This window comes from Acidovorax sp. 1608163 (genome assembly GCF_003669015.1).
GTDB lineage: Bacteria > Pseudomonadota > Gammaproteobacteria > Burkholderiales > Burkholderiaceae_C > Acidovorax.
On the sequence record NZ_CP033069.1, the window covers coordinates 3,009,507 to 3,024,317 of the forward strand.

Genomic DNA, 14,811 nt, shown 5'->3' on the forward strand with positions numbered 1-14,811 from the left:
AGCATTGGAAAACTGATATGCGTGCAGCTCTTTGGCTTTTGGCTCTGTTTGGCGTTGCCGTAGCGGCCGCGCTGTTTGCAGGAAACAACCAGGGCACCATCACCCTGTATTGGCCCCCTCACCGCGTCGACCTGTCGCTCAACTTGGTCGTGTTGCTGCTGGTGGGCGGGTTCACCACCGTGTATGCAGCGTTGCGTGCGCTGGCCGCGTTGCTGGAGCTGCCGCACCAGGCACGCCGCTGGCGCGTACAGCAAAAAGAGCGCGCCATGCACCACGCGTTGCTCGATGCCCTCACGCACATGCTGGCGGGGCGTTTTCTGCGCTCTCGCAAATCGGCGCTGGCATCCCTCTCCCAAGAAAGCGCGTTGCAGGCGGCGGGTGAGCCCGTCCCACACGGCAAGCAGCTGCGTGCCTTGGCACACCTGATTGCCGCCGAATCGTCCCACGCACTGCAAGACCGCGCTACCCGCGAAAGCCATCTGCAAAACGCGCTGGAAGAAGCCCCCGTGCGCGGCAACGGTCAAGAGCAAGAACTGCGTGAAGGCGCCCAGATCCGCGCGGCGCGCTGGAGCCTGGATGACCGCGACCCCCAGGTCACCCTGGAGCGCCTGGCCGCCCTGCCCCAAGGCGCCGCCCGCCGCACGCTGGCCCTGCGTATCAAGCTCAAGGCCACGCGCCAGGCCCGCCAAACCCGCGAGGCCCTCGACACAGCCCGCTTGCTAGGCAAGCACCGCGCCTTCTCGGCAGGAGCGGCGCAAAGCATTGTGCGCGGCCTGGCCACAGAGCTGATCCAGTCGGCGCACGACCCGGTGCAACTGGTGCAAATCTGGGCCTCGCTGGAAAACACCGAGCGCAACATGCCCGAGCTGGCCGTGCAAGCCGCCCAGCGCCTGGCACATCTGGGTGGCGATGCCAACCAGGTGCGCGCCTGGCTGCTGCCCGTGTGGGAGCGGATGGTGGACCTGCCAGAGGGCTTGCCCGAGGGGTTGGCACTCAAGCTGATCCGATCGCTGGAAGACGGGCTGGACACCATCGATGCAGGCTGGCTGGCCCGCATCGAATCCGCCCAGCAATCCAACCCGCGCGATGCCCGCCTGCAATACCTTGCAGGCATGGCCTGCCTGAAGCGGCAGCTGTGGGGCAAAGCCCAACAATTGCTGACCCAGGCCAGCTCCCACCTGCATGACGCCCCCCTGCGCGCCAGCGCATGGCGACACTTGGCCGAGTTGGCAGAGCAGCGTGGCGATGCAGACGCCGCCGCCCAAGCCTGGAAAGCAGCTGCGCTGCAGCACTGAGCACAGCCCTGCGCTGGAGGCTAACAGCAGCCACCGCAGGCCTCCCAGCCAACCCATCCAGAGCCCACCGCACGCGCAGCGGTGATGCTCAACACGCAAAGCACTAGAGCAGGAACCGCTCTTTGTGCACGTCTCTGCCCCCATGGCGCCGTGACCCGCGTCAAGACGAGACGGCGACAGCAAGTCGCATGTGCCCCTCAAACATTGGGGAACTTTGAGCGCAAAAGCCTTATCAATTCAGTTTTTTTGAATCAAGGCATCAATCCACCTGAAACTGCCACAGGGGCGCTCTTCCTAAACTGCAGGCATTGCACCCAGTGCACCGGCCGCAGCACCCAACGGGCGGCCCCGTTCAACAACCCCTTCGACCCAACTGCCCATGTCTTCCACCCCTCACCCTGTGAGCCCTCGCCCCGCCCGGTATTCCGGCGTCGCCATCCTGCTGCACTGGGTGCTTGGCATTGCTCTGATTGCCATCTTCGGCCTGGGCCTGTACATGACCGGCTTGCCCTTCTCGCCCCAGCGCCTGAAGCTCTACAACTGGCACAAATGGGCCGGGGTGGCCATTCTGGCCCTGTCGCTGCTGCGCCTCGTGTGGCGCGCCACCCATCGCCCCCCCGCACTGCCCCGCGCCATGGAGCAGGCCATGCCCGGTTGGCAAAAAGTGGCCCACCATGCCACCCACCATCTGCTGTATGTGCTGTTCTTTGCCGTGCCGCTGATCGGCTGGGCCTACAGCTCGGCCGCAGGGTTTCCCATCGTGTTTCTGGGCCTTTGGCAACTGCCTGACTTTGTGCCCGTGAGCAAGGAACTGGCCGAGGCCATCAAGCCCTGGCACGAGATCTCAGCGTTTGCCATGGCGGGCCTCGTCCTGCTGCATGTCGCAGCCGCCCTCAAGCACCAGATCATTGACCGCGACGGCCTGCTGCAGCGCATGCTGCCCGGCCCACGCTGAGCCCCCACACCCCTGCAGCCCCACTGCGCTGCGCACCTTTTCCGCACCAAGGAGTTTTCATGAAGATTGCAAGCATCGTGTCCGCCATCACCCTGGGCACCGCCTTGTTGACACCCGCCGCCTGGGCCCAGCAAAAACTGGACACCGCCCACAGCGAAGTCCAATTCACCGCCCGCCAAATGGGTGTGCCCCTGGACGGCCAGTTCAAGAAATTTGACGCCCAGGTCGCCTTCGACCCCGCCAAGCTGGCTGCCAGCAAGATCACCTTCAGCGTGGACACCGGCAGCGCCACCCTGGGCTCGAAAGAGACAGACGCTGAACTGCCCAAGGCCGTGTGGTTCAACGTACCCAAGTTCCCACAAGCCACCTTTGAATCGAGCAGCATCAAGGCCCTGGGCGGCGGCAAGTTTGAAGTGGCCGGCAAGCTCACCATCAAGGGCAATGCGGTCAACGTCGTGGCCCCCGTCACGCTCACCCAAAGCGGTGCAGTGACCACGGCCACCGGCACCCTGCCCATCAAACGCCTGGCATTCAAGATTGGCGAAAACGAGTGGGCAGACACCTCCATGGTGGCCGACGACGTTCAAGTCAAGTTCAAGCTGGCGCTGACCGGCGTAGCCAAGCTCTGAGGCGCAATCGCCTTCAGACCCTTCCGTTTTCTCTCCCCGCGATCTTTTCTTTCAACCTCTGGTTTTTCAGGAGCCTTTCATGCGCAAATCCCTCTTCGCCTTGGCCGCCGTCGCCGCTTTGTTTGCCGGTGCTGCACAGGCCGAATCCGCCAACTACGCGATCGATCCCACCCACACCTTTGTGACGTTTGAAATCAGCCACTTTGGTGCTGCTGTGAACCGTGCCCGCTTCGACAAGAAGGAAGGCTCCGTGCAATTTGACCGCGCCGGCAAGAGCGGCAAGGTCGAGATCAGCTTCGACGCTACCTCGGTCAACTCCGGCACCCCCGCATTTGACAAGCACCTGCAAAGCGCTGACCTGTTCAACGCCGCGGCCCACCCCACCATCAAGTTCGTCTCTGACAAGTTCAGCTTCAAAGGCGACAACGTGAGCGAAGTGACTGGCCAGCTGACCCTGCTGGGCAAGACAGCTCCCATCACGCTGAAGGCCAACCAGTTCGCCTGCTACCAAAGCCCCATGCTCAAGCGCGAAGTGTGCGGCGGCGACTTTGAGGCCACCATCGACCGCACCCAGTGGGGCATGAACTACGGCGTGGATTGGGGCTTTGCCAAGAACGTGCGCCTGGTCGTGCAAGTGGAAGCCGTGAAGCAGTAATTCACGCCCCGGCATTCATCCGAAGCCACCGCAGCGCATGCCGCAGCGGTGGCTTTTTTACGCCTACACCTCTCTAAAATTATTTTTAAGTAAATCAATTATGAATAGTAGAATTTAATCCACATTCAGGAGACGCCAGATGACCGCCCCCAGCACCCCAGCGCCAACCACCGCCTTGCCCCCACCGGCCGCCGTCCAGCAGCTGCACCACTACGCCTACAAGGCCCGTGATGCCGAGGAAACCCGCCACTTCTACGAAGACATCCTGGGCCTGCCGCTGTACCACATCATCCAAAGCGACTATGTGCCCAGCACGGGCGAGTACTGCCCCTACACGCACTTCTTTTTTCGCCTGCAGGACGGCTCGTTCATCGCGTTTTTTGACCTGGGTGACGATGTGAAACCCGAGCCCTCGCCGAACACGCCGCTGTGGGTGAACCACATCGCCTTTCGCGTCAACACCGTGCAAGAGCTGGAGAACACAAAGGCCCGCCTGCAAGCCCACGGCGTGGAAGTGCTGGGCGTGACCGACCACCACATCTTCAAAAGCATTTACTTCTTCGACCCCAACGGCATCCGCCTGGAACTGGCGGCGCAGGTAGCCAACGAAGAACAGATGGCCAAAGACAGCACCGTGGCTCATGCCCGATTGAATGAGTGGACGGAGCGCAAGAAGCAGTGGCGCAAGGAACGGGCGGAAGGCAATGCGGCTGCGCCGTTGAAGCCGCAGCAGAATGATCGGCCGGAGTTTGTGCGCAGCTGACATCGCTGCTTTGGTTAGGCTACAGCCACAGATTTCTCATGTGGCTACAAGAAAATTTAACAGTGGTTCACAATCAAGAAATCTAGACCATTGCATAAATCTCCCATGCGAAACCCACCGACACGCCTTAGTCTTGCTACCCAAAAACTTTCGACCATTGCGGGTATGGCCATGTTGCTCGCAGCGCTGGTCGGCTGCGGAGGAGGGTCTGGCGAAGGCGAGTCCGCTCCGTCTTTGATACCCGTAGATCCGCTGAAGGTCGACGCGAGCTACGGGACAGAAGGCTCTGCAAAACTCAGTGGGCTCGCACCCTCCGCGGTGGTGCTGCAGCCTGATGGGAAACTCCTGCTGGCAGGTTCACGGCGAACAGGCTCACTCCCAGCGGTCAACTACGGTGGTGCGCCCGCGCGCGAGGTCATCGTGCGCAGACTGGCAGCCAATGGAGCACCCGACACAAGTTTTGGCAACAATGGCGAAGTTAGCTTTACGGTCAAAGGCAGCGACGCTCCTACTGATATCAAATTGCAGAAAAACGGCCGCATCGTCATTGCCGTACTTGCAGGAGAGCCATGTGCCATTAATTTTCTCAGTTCCTATGCACCGTGCATAACCGCAGCTGGGAACAGTGCATTGCGGAGCAGCAACCTTGTGGCACTGACAGCGGCAGGCCAGTTAGACCGTACGTTTGGCAAGGATGGGGTAGCGGAGACAGCGTCTAGCCAAAACACCCGTCAACTCTCGCTGGCGGTGAGCGACGATGACAGCATGCGTCTTCTGGAATCTTGGCAGTACGGAGTACTCGCCAGGTTCTATGGCCGCAGTCTGGACCGAATCTCAGCCAACGGTATAGTAGACAACTCGGCCACACAGCCCACCCCACAACCGCCATGTGAAGCAGACGGAGTTTCGCTGCTGATTCAAAGTAGTGGGAGCATCATTTCAGGGGGTGGACAAAGCTCGACGTATGCAGATCCCAGCGTTCACCCTGGTCTGTGTATTGCCACACACGACCCGAAGTCAGGCTTGCAGACCAAAGGAACCTGGACCAAGTTCAACGGCAATTACGCACTCTCTTCATTGGCATCCACTTCAGATGACGGATTTGTTGCCGTGGGCACCAATTGCGGTAATGGGAGCTGCCAACTTGGCATGGCTCGCTATCAAGCCAATGCCGAACGACAGACTTCGTATGGAAAAGAAGGTTTCGCATACTTGGCGGTCCCGCAATACTCGACCATTGCATCCACGCTGGTTTTATCAGATGACAGCGTGATAGTTCTTGCAAACAGAGCTGAATACGACGCCAATGGCTCCAATCCAAAGTTTGGCGCCGTATGGGCACGCATGAGTCCGCAGGGCGAACCTGTGAAAGACTTTGGCACGCAGGGGCTGCTCACTACACCGTTTTCCACCATACGACCTACGCACCTTGTGCCAGATTCACAAGGTCGGTGGCTGGTCGTCAGCGTAGCAGGGCAAGCCGATGACAACAATGCCACCGTTTTCGTCCAACGGGTGGCAGGACACAGCAAGCCTTGAAGGCATGGCTCCTAGCTATCAAAAATTCTCTGGCCAGTGAGCCCCCTACACACCTCACAGGGGGCAGTCCACCCCCAGATTGCCGCGGTCCAATAAGACTTGTGCGACGTTACCAAGCCCACCTAACACCCCTTTATTGGTGAGCCACTTCGCATTTCGCGTCAACTCCGCTCAATGAGTGGAACACCCGAAAGGGGCAATGGCGCAAGAAGGGTTCTGAAGGCAAGGTGGCTGCGCCGTTGAAGCCGCAGCAGAATGACCGGCGGGAGTTTGTGCGCGATTAACAAACGGTGCGGGCAGCAGCGATAACTGTTCGAAACAGAACGAAAGTTCAATATTAGTTCACAATGTTTTCGTTTCTAACAGCATTGAAAACCTCCCATGCGTATTGCGTACACCCTGCCGTCTATAGCCATACGAACCATTTTTTCCACCGCTGGCCTGCTCGTTTTTCTGACCGCATGCGGAGGCAGTGGATCAGGTAACTCGACACCAACGGTGCCGACAAGTAACCCGCTCAAATTGGATACAACTTACGGCGCTGGAGGGACTGCTCAAGTCAATTGGCCAGTTCCGTCCGCTTTGGTACTGCAATCCGATGGCAAGTTAATTTTGGCGGGATCGCGACAAACAGCACCGCTACCAGCCGGTAGCTGGACAGGGCGCACCGCCCGTGAAGTATTCGCCATCCGGTTGACTGCGAACGGTGCACTAGACACCACGTTCGGGACCAACGGGGAAGTAAAGATTTCCGTACTTGGCAGCGATACGCCAAGCGATATTAAATTGCAAAAAAACGGGCGCATCCTAGTCGCAGTCAATGCGGCCCAGCCGTGTTCCGTTCAAGAGCATTCACTCACCGCACCCTGCCTCACATCTGCTGGTTCGAACGCCAAGTATTCCAGCCAATTGATAGCACTTACGCAGGAGGGTGCGATCGATAAAACGTTTGGCGAGAGCGGCGTGGCATCCACTGCTGCAAGCCGCAACCCCGAGTCCCTTTCACTTGCCGTCCATAGTGATCAACGCATTTTGCTACTGCGTTCAACCGGGTATGAACTGACAGGACTGAGTGAGTATGGCCGCGTTTTAGATATGTTCTCTGCAGACGGCGTGTTAGCTCAAAAAACTACCACAGCCAATTTAGCGTCTGAATGTTCGGCCTCCGGCACTTCGTTGCTCATTCAAAACTCAGGCAGGATTGTGTCGGCGGGAACGAGAGGCGGGACCACTTACACGAATCCTGCAGAACACCCAGGGGTCTGCATTGCGACGCATTCCCAAGACACCGGTGAGCAGACTTCAAACACTTGGACTAAATTGGGTGGCAACTTGGGGTTTCGGTCGCTCCACCCGACATCTGAAGGCGGCTTCATGTCCATTGGTACCGTTTGCGATGCCAACAATGACAATTGCCAACTGGGTGTCGCCCGTTACGGCACTGCAGGCACATTGCAATTGTCCTTTGGGAATAACGGCGTTGGCAAAATCGGGCTGCCGGCGAGAACAAACCTCCAGTCTGCTGTACCGCTGCCGGACGACAGTCTGATGGTCTTAGGCAGTCGCGTCGTGTATGGGGAAAATTTCAGCAACCCCCAGGCAGGTGCCGTGTGGGTGCGCATGAAAGCCAATGGGTCTGCTGATACTGATTTCGGTACTGGAGGGGTCTTTACAGGCCCCCTCTCCAACCAATCACCCATTCGCTTACTTCCCGACGCGCAAGGGCGTTGGTTAATGATCAGTTATGACGCCCTGACTGCCGGACCGACCAGTTTCCAAATACAGCGTTTGAGCGGATGGAGTCAGCCATAAGTCACCCGTGGCGCAATGGAGACTGCAATCAGTTCATCGACCCTGCTACGCCGTCACGGGCAGCACTTGCAAACATCTCCATTGCAGAGTTGAAAAGGGCGTCGCACGGCTGCTGATGCTGCCTGCGTGGTGCTCTGATTCATTCCTTGCTCTCAAGCCACCTGGCGGTCAGCTGAAACACATAACCAGCTGCGAATCTACGGAATACGAACGTCGCTCTACGCGGCTTTCGCCACATGGAATAGCCACCGCGAAAACGCCTGAAGCACCGGCGACTGCTCCGGCGCATTCGGACTGACCAGGTAATAGCCGCGCTCGCCGCGCAACGGTTTTTGGCAAGCCACCACCAGATCGCCACTGGCCAATTCGGCCTCGATCAACATGGGCGGCATGAGCGCCACGCCCATGCCATGGGTGGCGGCCACCGCCAGCATGGAGAACAATTCGTAGCGCGGGCCGTCCAATGCGCGGGGGGCGTCCACTCCCATCGCATCAAACCACTGCCGCCAGGCGTATGGGCGTGTGCTTTGCTGCAGCAAGGGCAAGTCAGCGAGGGCTTCGGCGGCTACGGGCTGGTGGGCTCTGCCCCGGCCTCGGGGCGCTGTGGACTCCAGCAGGCGCGGGCTGCACACGGGCACGACCTCTTCGTGCATCAGCAACTGGGCCTGCACGCCGGGCCAATTGGCAACCTGCTCGGGCGTTCCTGCATACAAGGCGGCATCGAAGGTAGTGTCGGCAAACAGAAAAGGCCGCGTCTGCGTATCGATGTGCACCACGATGTCGGGGTGCACCTGCGCCAACTGCGGCAGGCGCGGTATCAGCCAGCGGGTGGCGAACGTGGGCACGGCCGCCAGCGACAGCGTGCCGCCCTCGCCCTGGTGGGCCATCACGTCAAGCGTGTCGCGCTCCAGCCCCTGCAGCGAGCGCGCCACCTGGCGGCCATAGTGCGCACCGGCAGGCGTGAGCACCACGCCGTGGCGTGTGCGGCGAAAGAGCTGCACGCCCAAAAACTCCTCCAACGCCTGGATCTGGCGGGACACGGCGCTCTGGGTCAGCGACAGCTCCTGCGCGGCGCGGGTGTAGCTCTCGTGGCGAGCGGCGACTTCAAAACAGGCCAGTGCCTGGGTCGATGGAATGTTGCGGCGCATGATGAATAGGAACTTGTAGTTGACCTTTCCACCATGGAGCGGTGGCCGGCAAGTATTCCATACATTCCATAAACGCATGTCTGGATGAAAAGAACTCGCTTGCGGGGCGCCACGCCACAACCTACGATGCACCCCAGACCCGTTTCTTTTCACGCTTCTTTCGACTTGGAGACACACATGGCCCACGCCGCTTTTCAATGGGATGACCCTTTCCTCCTGAGCCAGCAACTGACCGACGACGAGCGCGCCATCCAGGCCGCTGCCGCCGCCTACTGCCAGGACAAGCTGGCGCCCCGCGTGCTCGACGCCTTCCGCCACGAAAAGATGGACGTGAGCATCTTCCGCGAGATGGGCGAAGTGGGCCTCTTGGGGCCCACCATCCCCGAGCAGTACGGCGGCCCCGGCCTGTCTTACGTGGCCTACGGCCTGATCGCCCGCGAGGTGGAACGCGTGGATTCGGGCTACCGCTCCATGGCCAGCGTGCAAAGCTCGCTGGTGATGGTGCCCATCCATGAGTTCGGCACCGAAGCACAAAAGCAGAAGTACCTGCCCAAGCTCGCCACCGGCGAGTGGATCGGCTGCTTCGGCCTGACCGAGCCCGACCACGGCTCCGACCCCGGCAGCATGGCCACACGCGCCTACAAGGTCGATGGCGGCTACAAGCTCAAGGGCAGCAAGATGTGGATCACCAACAGCCCCGTGGCCGATGTGTTCGTGGTCTGGGCCAAGGAAGTCTCTGAAGGCGGCGCCGTGGGCCCCATCCGCGGCTTTGTGCTGGAAAAGGGCTGGAAGGGCCTGACGGCCCCCGCCATCCACGGCAAGGTGGGCCTGCGCGCCTCCATCACCGGCGAGATCGTGATGGACGACGTGTTCGTGCCCGAAGAAAACGCCTTCCCTGAAGTGCAGGGCCTGAAAGGCCCCTTTACCTGCCTGAACAGCGCGCGCTACGGCATCGCCTGGGGCGCCCTGGGTGCGGCCGAGTTCTGCTGGCACACCGCCCGCCAGTACACGCTGGACCGCAAGCAGTTTGGCCGCCCCCTGGCCGCCAACCAGCTCATCCAGAAGAAGCTGGCCGACATGCAGACCGAAATCGCCATCGGCCTGCAGGCCTGCCTGCAGTTCGGCCGCATGAAGGACGCGGGTACGGCCAGCGTGGAAGGCACCTCCATCATCAAGCGCAACAGCTGCGGCAAGGCGCTGGACATTGCCCGCCTGGCGCGCGACATGATGGGTGGCAACGGCATCAGCGACGAATTCGGCGTGGCCCGCCACCTGGTGAACCTGGAAGTGGTGAACACCTACGAAGGCACGCACGATGTGCACGCACTGATTCTGGGCCGGGCGCAGACGGGAATTGCCGCGTTCGCGAACTGAAGCAAAGAAGACCTCCTGGCCGCTGCACGCTAGACGCGACACGCTACACGCTGCGGCGGTGAGAACTCCCCTCTCCCCTCGCGGGAGAGGGGCCGGGGGAGAGGGGGTTGCGGCGCAACCGGCGTGCCTGATCACCCCCCTCTCCCCCACCCTCTCCCGCGAGGGGAGAGGGAGTGAATGCGGGGTACGCACACGCGCATTTGAAGTGTTTTAGGCCCCTAGCGCTTTATAGACAAGCGCTAGAAGCTATCAATTTAATAGTAAACCATCCCCCATGACCACACCCCCCCCAACGCAGGCGCCCTCGCAGGCATCAAGGTGCTCGACCTCTCCCGCGTGCTGGCCGGGCCATGGTGCACGCAGATCCTGGCCGACCTGGGTGCGGACGTGGTCAAGGTAGAGCGCCCCGGCGTGGGCGACGACACGCGCCAGTGGGGCCCCCCTTTTTGAAAGACGCGGACGGCAACGACACCCACCAGGCCAGCTACTACACCGCCTGCAACCGCAACAAGCGCTCGGTCACCATCGACATGGCCTCGCCCGAAGGCCAGGCGCTCATCAAACAGATGGCACTGGAGGCGGACATCGTGGTGGAGAACTTCAAGGTCGGCGGCCTGAAGCAATACGGACTGGACCACGCGAGCCTGCGCGCACTCAACCCGCGCCTCATCTACTGCTCCGTCACCGGCTTCGGCCAAGACGGCCCCTACGCCGAGCGCGCAGGCTACGACCTGATGGTGCAGGCCATGACGGGCCTGATGAGCATCACAGGCCAGGCCGACACCGAGCCCGGCGGCGGCCCGATGCGCGTGGGCGTGGCCGTGATCGACCTGTTCACCGGCCTGTACGCCAGCAACGCCATCCTGGCCGCGCTGCACGTGCGCGACAACGCGGTGAACGGCACGGGCCAGGGCCAGCACATCGACATGGCCCTGCTCGACGTGGGCATGGCCGTGCTGGCCAACCAAGCCTCGGGCTTCCTGGCTACGGGCAAGGCGCCTGGGCGCATGGGCAACAGCCACCCCAGCCTCGCGCCCTACCAGGACTTTGCGACCGCCGACGGCAACATGCTGCTGGCCATTGGCAACGACGGCCAGTTCCAGCGCTTTTGCGCCGCCGCAGGCCAGCCCCAGTGGGCCAGCGACCCGCGCTATGCCACCAACACGCTGCGCGTGCAAAACCGCACCGCGCTGATCCCCGCCATGGAGGCCGTGACGCGCACCCGTACCACCGCCGACTGGATCGCCCTGCTGGAAGACAAGGCCGTGCCCTGCGGCCCCATCAACACCATTGCCCAAGCGTTTGACGACGCGCAAGTGCAGGCGCGCGGCCTGGCCCTATCGTTGCCACGGTGGAAGGACGGCGAGGCAGGCGATGGCGTGCAACAGATCACCGGCGTGGCCAGCCCGCTGCGCCTGTCGGCCACACCGCCGGTGTTGCGCAACGCGCCTCCGGCCCTGGGCCAGCACACCGACGAAGTGCTGCGTGAACTGGGGTTGGATGACGCACGCATTGCAGCGTTGCGGGTCGCCAAAGCCATTTGACCGGTTCCGCTTCACCACTTGATGGCTTGAAGCAACGCCAAACGCTCAGGGCGGCTTGCGCCACCCAGCGGCGCTGCCACAGCACCCGCCAAGTGGTGTGGCCACTCTGACAACCCCCAGGGCGCACAGGCGCCCTTTGCTGCGATTCCCTGCGCCAGCCTGTGCTGCCCGCCACATATAACAAGGAGACAACACCATGATCCGTCGCACCGCCCTGTCCCTGGGCGTCCTCGCACTCGCCAGCACCGCCGCTGTTATCAGCACAGCCGCACACGCCCAAACCGCTTGGCCCACCAAGCCAATTCGCCTGCTGGTGCCCTTTGCCGCCGGGGTACGACCGACCTGGTGGCCCGCACCATTGCCGAGCCCCTGGGCCGCGAACTGGGCCAGCCTGTGGTGGTGGAAAACAAGGGCGGCGGTGGCGGCAGCATCGGCGCAGCAGAAACAGCCCGCGCCACCCCGACGGCTACAACCTGGGCGTGGCCACGGTGTCCACCACCGCCACCAACCCGGCCATCAACCCCAAGATCCCGTACAACGTGGCCACCGACTTCACGCCCATCGTGAACATTGCGGCCACTCCCAATGTGATTGCCGCCAACCCCAAGCTGCCGTTTCACGACTACAAGGGCATGCTGGCCACCATCAAGAAAGAGCCTGGTAGATACGCCTATGCCTCGCCTGGCAACGGCAGCATCACCCACCTGATGATGGAGATGTTCAAGCTGGACACCCAGACTTTCATGGTGCACGTGCCCTACCGAGGGTCCGGCCCTGCGCTGACCGACGCGGTGGCCGGCCAGGTGCCACTGATTTTTGACAACCTGCCCTCCGCCCTGCCCTTCATCAAGGAAAAGCGCCTGGTCGCCCTGGTGGTGGCGGCGCCGCAGCGCGTGGCAGCCTTGCCCGATGTGCCCACCTTCAAAGAGGTGGGCTTGGAGCAGGTCAACCGCATGGCCTATTACGGCATCGTGGGCCCCAAAGGCCTGCCCAAGGACATCGTGGACAAGGTGAACGCGGCCGTGCGCAAGGTGGTGCAAGACCCCGCCATCCGCAAACGCATTGAGGAGACGGGCTCGATCATCATGGCCGACACCCCGGAAGCCTTTGCCAAGCAGATGCGCGAAGAACTGGCCGTGTACAAAGACGTGGTGGCCAAGCAAAAGCTGACCATGGACTGAGCGCCTGTGTGCCCACCTGGGCACATTCAGGCCCTGGGCATCCACCCCTCTGAGCCCCGCCCTGTGCGGGGCTTTTTTCTTGGGTGCGGCCACTTTCAGACCTCCCTGCCCGCAAGCCACAGCCCCTGCGACCCATTTAGCGCTTCACAAAAGCCTGCGCATTCTGATAATGGAGCAGCCCCAGCCCATGTCGCCCCTGTTTGCGCGTGGCGCTGTGGCGTGCTGCGGCCTTCCCTTTGCCCCAACGGACCCCGAGTCCACTGCAGGAGGTTCCCCATGAAGCTCAGTGTCAAGCTCCCACTCGCATTCATGGCCGCGCTGCTGCTGCTCATGATGGCAGCGCTGTTCGGCATCCAGCAGCTCAATCAGGCGCTGAACGTGTACGAAACCACGGTGGCCCACAACTACGAGCACGAGCGACGGGCCGCTACCATGCTGCAAGACTTCAAGGTGCAGGTGCAAGAGTGGAAGAACGTGCTGCTGCGCGGCAAGGACGCCGCCCAACGCGACCGTTACTGGGCGGCCTTTCAAAAGCAGGAAAAAGCCGTGGCCCAGGCCGTCAGCCAATTGCAAAGCGACCTGCCCAGCGGCCCGGCACTGGACAAAGTGCGCGCCTTCAGCCAGGCGCATGAACGCATGGGCGCGGTCTACCGCAAGGGCTACGAGGCCTTTCAGGCCGCAGACAACGATGCCCAGGCAGGGGATAAAGCCGTGCAGGGCATGGACCGGGAGCCATCGCAACTGCTGGACCAGGCGGGCGACCTGATTGCCCAGGCCAGCACCGAGGTGGCCAAAGCGGCCGGTCAGCGGGCCAGCCAGGCCAACACCGTCAGCCTGCTGGTGATGCTGGTGGTGTGCGCTGCCAGCGTAGTGGGGGCGCTGGCGTTCAGCCGCTCGGTGGTGCGGCCCATTGGGCAGGCGGTGCAGGTGTCACAGGCCGTGGCCAAGGGTGACCTGACGGCAGCCAACCCATCGCGTGGCAAGGATGAGATCGCGCAACTGCTCAACGCGTTGCACGACATGCAAGGCAGCCTGGCCCAGGTGGTGCAGCGCGTGCGCGCCAACGCCCAGAGCGTCGCCGGGGCCAGCGCCGAGATCGCCACGGGCAACAACGACCTGTCCATGCGCACAGAGCAACAAGCCAGCGCGCTGGAGCAAACCTCGGCCTCGATGGAGGAACTGAACTCCACCGTACAGGCCAACGCCGACAGCGCGCGCCAGGCCAGCCAACTGGCGGTGAATGCATCGTCGGTAGCGGTGCAAGGCGGCAACGTGGTGGCCGAAGTGGTAACCACCATGCGCGGCATCAACGACAGTAGCAAAAGAATCGCCGACATCATTGGCGTGATCGATGGCATCGCCTTCCAGACCAACATCCTGGCGCTGAATGCGGCGGTGGAAGCGGCCCGTGCCGGGGAGCAAGGCCGGGGCTTTGCCGTGGTGGCCAGCGAGGTGCGCAGCCTGGCCCAGCGCAGCGCCCAGGCCGCCAAAGAGATCAAGGGGTTGATCCACACCAGCGTGGAGCGGGTAGAGCAAGGATCGGCACTGGTCGATCAGGCGGGCACCACCATGACCGAGGTGGTGGCCTCCATCCGCCGCGTGACGGACATCGTGGCCGAGATCAGCGCCGCCAGCAGCGAGCAAAGCCAGGGTGTGAGCCAGGTGGGCGAGGCCATCACCCAGATGGACCAGGTCACCCAGCAGAACGCCGCCTTGGTCGAGGAAAGCGCTGCCGCAGCCGACAGCCTCAGGGTGCAAGCGCAGCAACTGGTGGAGGCCGTGGCGGTGTTCCGCCTGTCAGCGCACGATGCCGACACGCGCGCTCTGGCAGACCCCGCAGGCAGCCTGCAATTGGCGGCAGGCTGACCACGCGCTGCTAGCACAGGTCACAGAGGCCCCGAAGGCCCCAGAGACCA

At 62.2% G+C, this 14,811-nt stretch carries 10 protein-coding genes and 2 pseudogenes; 11 read left to right on the plus strand and 1 reads right to left on the minus strand.

Translation table 11 applies throughout. The annotated features are described in order from the left end of the window. The first annotated feature begins 17 nt into the window (after nucleotides 1–17). The 7 genes from EAG14_RS13340 to EAG14_RS13370 all read left to right on the plus strand — a co-directional run bounded on the left by EAG14_RS13340 (nucleotide 18) and on the right by EAG14_RS13370 (nucleotide 7,648). Entirely contained in the window at nucleotides 18–1,295 is a 1,278-nt protein-coding gene (locus EAG14_RS13340) for a heme biosynthesis protein HemY (RefSeq protein WP_121729154.1), read from the plus strand. 379 nt (nucleotides 1,296–1,674) lie between these two features. Continuing rightward, entirely contained in the window at nucleotides 1,675–2,250 is a 576-nt protein-coding gene (locus EAG14_RS13345; protein ID WP_199175084.1) for a cytochrome b, read from the plus strand. 59 nt (nucleotides 2,251–2,309) lie between these two features. Further along, nucleotides 2,310–2,879, plus strand: a complete 570-nt coding sequence (locus tag EAG14_RS13350) for a YceI family protein (protein WP_099654982.1) — start codon at nucleotides 2,310–2,312, stop codon at nucleotides 2,877–2,879. Nucleotides 2,880–2,958: 79 nt separating this feature from the next. Then, nucleotides 2,959–3,534: a YceI family protein gene (locus EAG14_RS13355; RefSeq protein WP_099654981.1), complete on the plus strand. Its 576-nt coding sequence runs from the start codon at nucleotides 2,959–2,961 to the stop codon at nucleotides 3,532–3,534. Nucleotides 3,535–3,673: 139 nt separating this feature from the next. Further along, nucleotides 3,674–4,297, plus strand: a complete 624-nt coding sequence (locus EAG14_RS13360; RefSeq protein ID WP_121729155.1) for a VOC family protein — start codon at nucleotides 3,674–3,676, stop codon at nucleotides 4,295–4,297. A gap of 165 nt (nucleotides 4,298–4,462) precedes the next feature. After that, on the plus strand, nucleotides 4,463–5,836 hold the full coding sequence (locus tag EAG14_RS22855) for a hypothetical protein (protein WP_162996000.1): 1,374 nt from the start codon (nucleotides 4,463–4,465) through the stop codon (nucleotides 5,834–5,836). Nucleotides 5,837–6,217: 381 nt separating this feature from the next. Next, the gene (locus tag EAG14_RS13370) at nucleotides 6,218–7,648 is read left to right on the plus strand and encodes a delta-60 repeat domain-containing protein (RefSeq protein ID WP_121729156.1); all 1,431 of its coding nucleotides are present in this window, start codon (nucleotides 6,218–6,220) and stop codon (nucleotides 7,646–7,648) included. Nucleotides 7,649–7,866: 218 nt separating this feature from the next. Here EAG14_RS13370 and EAG14_RS13375 read toward each other — a convergent pair whose 3' ends face one another. Next, the gene (locus EAG14_RS13375; RefSeq protein ID WP_121729157.1) at nucleotides 7,867–8,796 is read right to left on the minus strand and encodes a LysR family transcriptional regulator; all 930 of its coding nucleotides are present in this window, start codon (nucleotides 8,794–8,796) and stop codon (nucleotides 7,867–7,869) included. Between the two features lie 177 nt (nucleotides 8,797–8,973). Here EAG14_RS13375 and EAG14_RS13380 point away from each other — a divergent pair, with 177 nt between their 5' ends. The 4 genes and pseudogenes from EAG14_RS13380 (at nucleotide 8,974) to EAG14_RS13395 (ending at nucleotide 14,761) form a co-directional block, all read left to right on the plus strand. Continuing rightward, nucleotides 8,974–10,170: an acyl-CoA dehydrogenase gene (locus EAG14_RS13380; protein WP_121729158.1), complete on the plus strand. Its 1,197-nt coding sequence runs from the start codon at nucleotides 8,974–8,976 to the stop codon at nucleotides 10,168–10,170. 267 nt (nucleotides 10,171–10,437) lie between these two features. Next, nucleotides 10,438–11,714 (plus strand): annotated as a pseudogene (locus EAG14_RS13385) (CaiB/BaiF CoA transferase family protein). Between the two features lie 196 nt (nucleotides 11,715–11,910). After that, a pseudogene (locus EAG14_RS13390) lies at nucleotides 11,911–12,895 on the plus strand (tripartite tricarboxylate transporter substrate binding protein BugE). Nucleotides 12,896–13,171: 276 nt separating this feature from the next. Next, nucleotides 13,172–14,761 (plus strand): methyl-accepting chemotaxis protein, encoded by a 1,590-nt coding sequence (locus tag EAG14_RS13395; protein ID WP_121729159.1) that lies wholly within the window; start codon nucleotides 13,172–13,174, stop codon nucleotides 14,759–14,761. Nucleotides 14,762–14,811 lie beyond the last annotated feature (50 nt).

Coding starts and splice junctions, on each gene's coding strand:
- EAG14_RS13340 (WP_121729154.1), top strand. CDS start 18: ATGCGTGCAGCTCTTTGGCTTTTGGCTCTGTTTGGCGTTGCCGTAGCG.
- EAG14_RS13345 (WP_199175084.1), top strand. CDS start 1,675: ATGTCTTCCACCCCTCACCCTGTGAGCCCTCGCCCCGCCCGGTATTCC.
- EAG14_RS13350 (WP_099654982.1), top strand. CDS start 2,310: ATGAAGATTGCAAGCATCGTGTCCGCCATCACCCTGGGCACCGCCTTG.
- EAG14_RS13355 (WP_099654981.1), top strand. CDS start 2,959: ATGCGCAAATCCCTCTTCGCCTTGGCCGCCGTCGCCGCTTTGTTTGCC.
- EAG14_RS13360 (WP_121729155.1), top strand. CDS start 3,674: ATGACCGCCCCCAGCACCCCAGCGCCAACCACCGCCTTGCCCCCACCG.
- EAG14_RS22855 (WP_162996000.1), top strand. CDS start 4,463: ATGGCCATGTTGCTCGCAGCGCTGGTCGGCTGCGGAGGAGGGTCTGGC.
- EAG14_RS13370 (WP_121729156.1), top strand. CDS start 6,218: ATGCGTATTGCGTACACCCTGCCGTCTATAGCCATACGAACCATTTTT.
- EAG14_RS13375 (WP_121729157.1), bottom strand. CDS start 8,796: ATGCGCCGCAACATTCCATCGACCCAGGCACTGGCCTGTTTTGAAGTC.
- EAG14_RS13380 (WP_121729158.1), top strand. CDS start 8,974: ATGGCCCACGCCGCTTTTCAATGGGATGACCCTTTCCTCCTGAGCCAG.
- EAG14_RS13395 (WP_121729159.1), top strand. CDS start 13,172: ATGAAGCTCAGTGTCAAGCTCCCACTCGCATTCATGGCCGCGCTGCTG.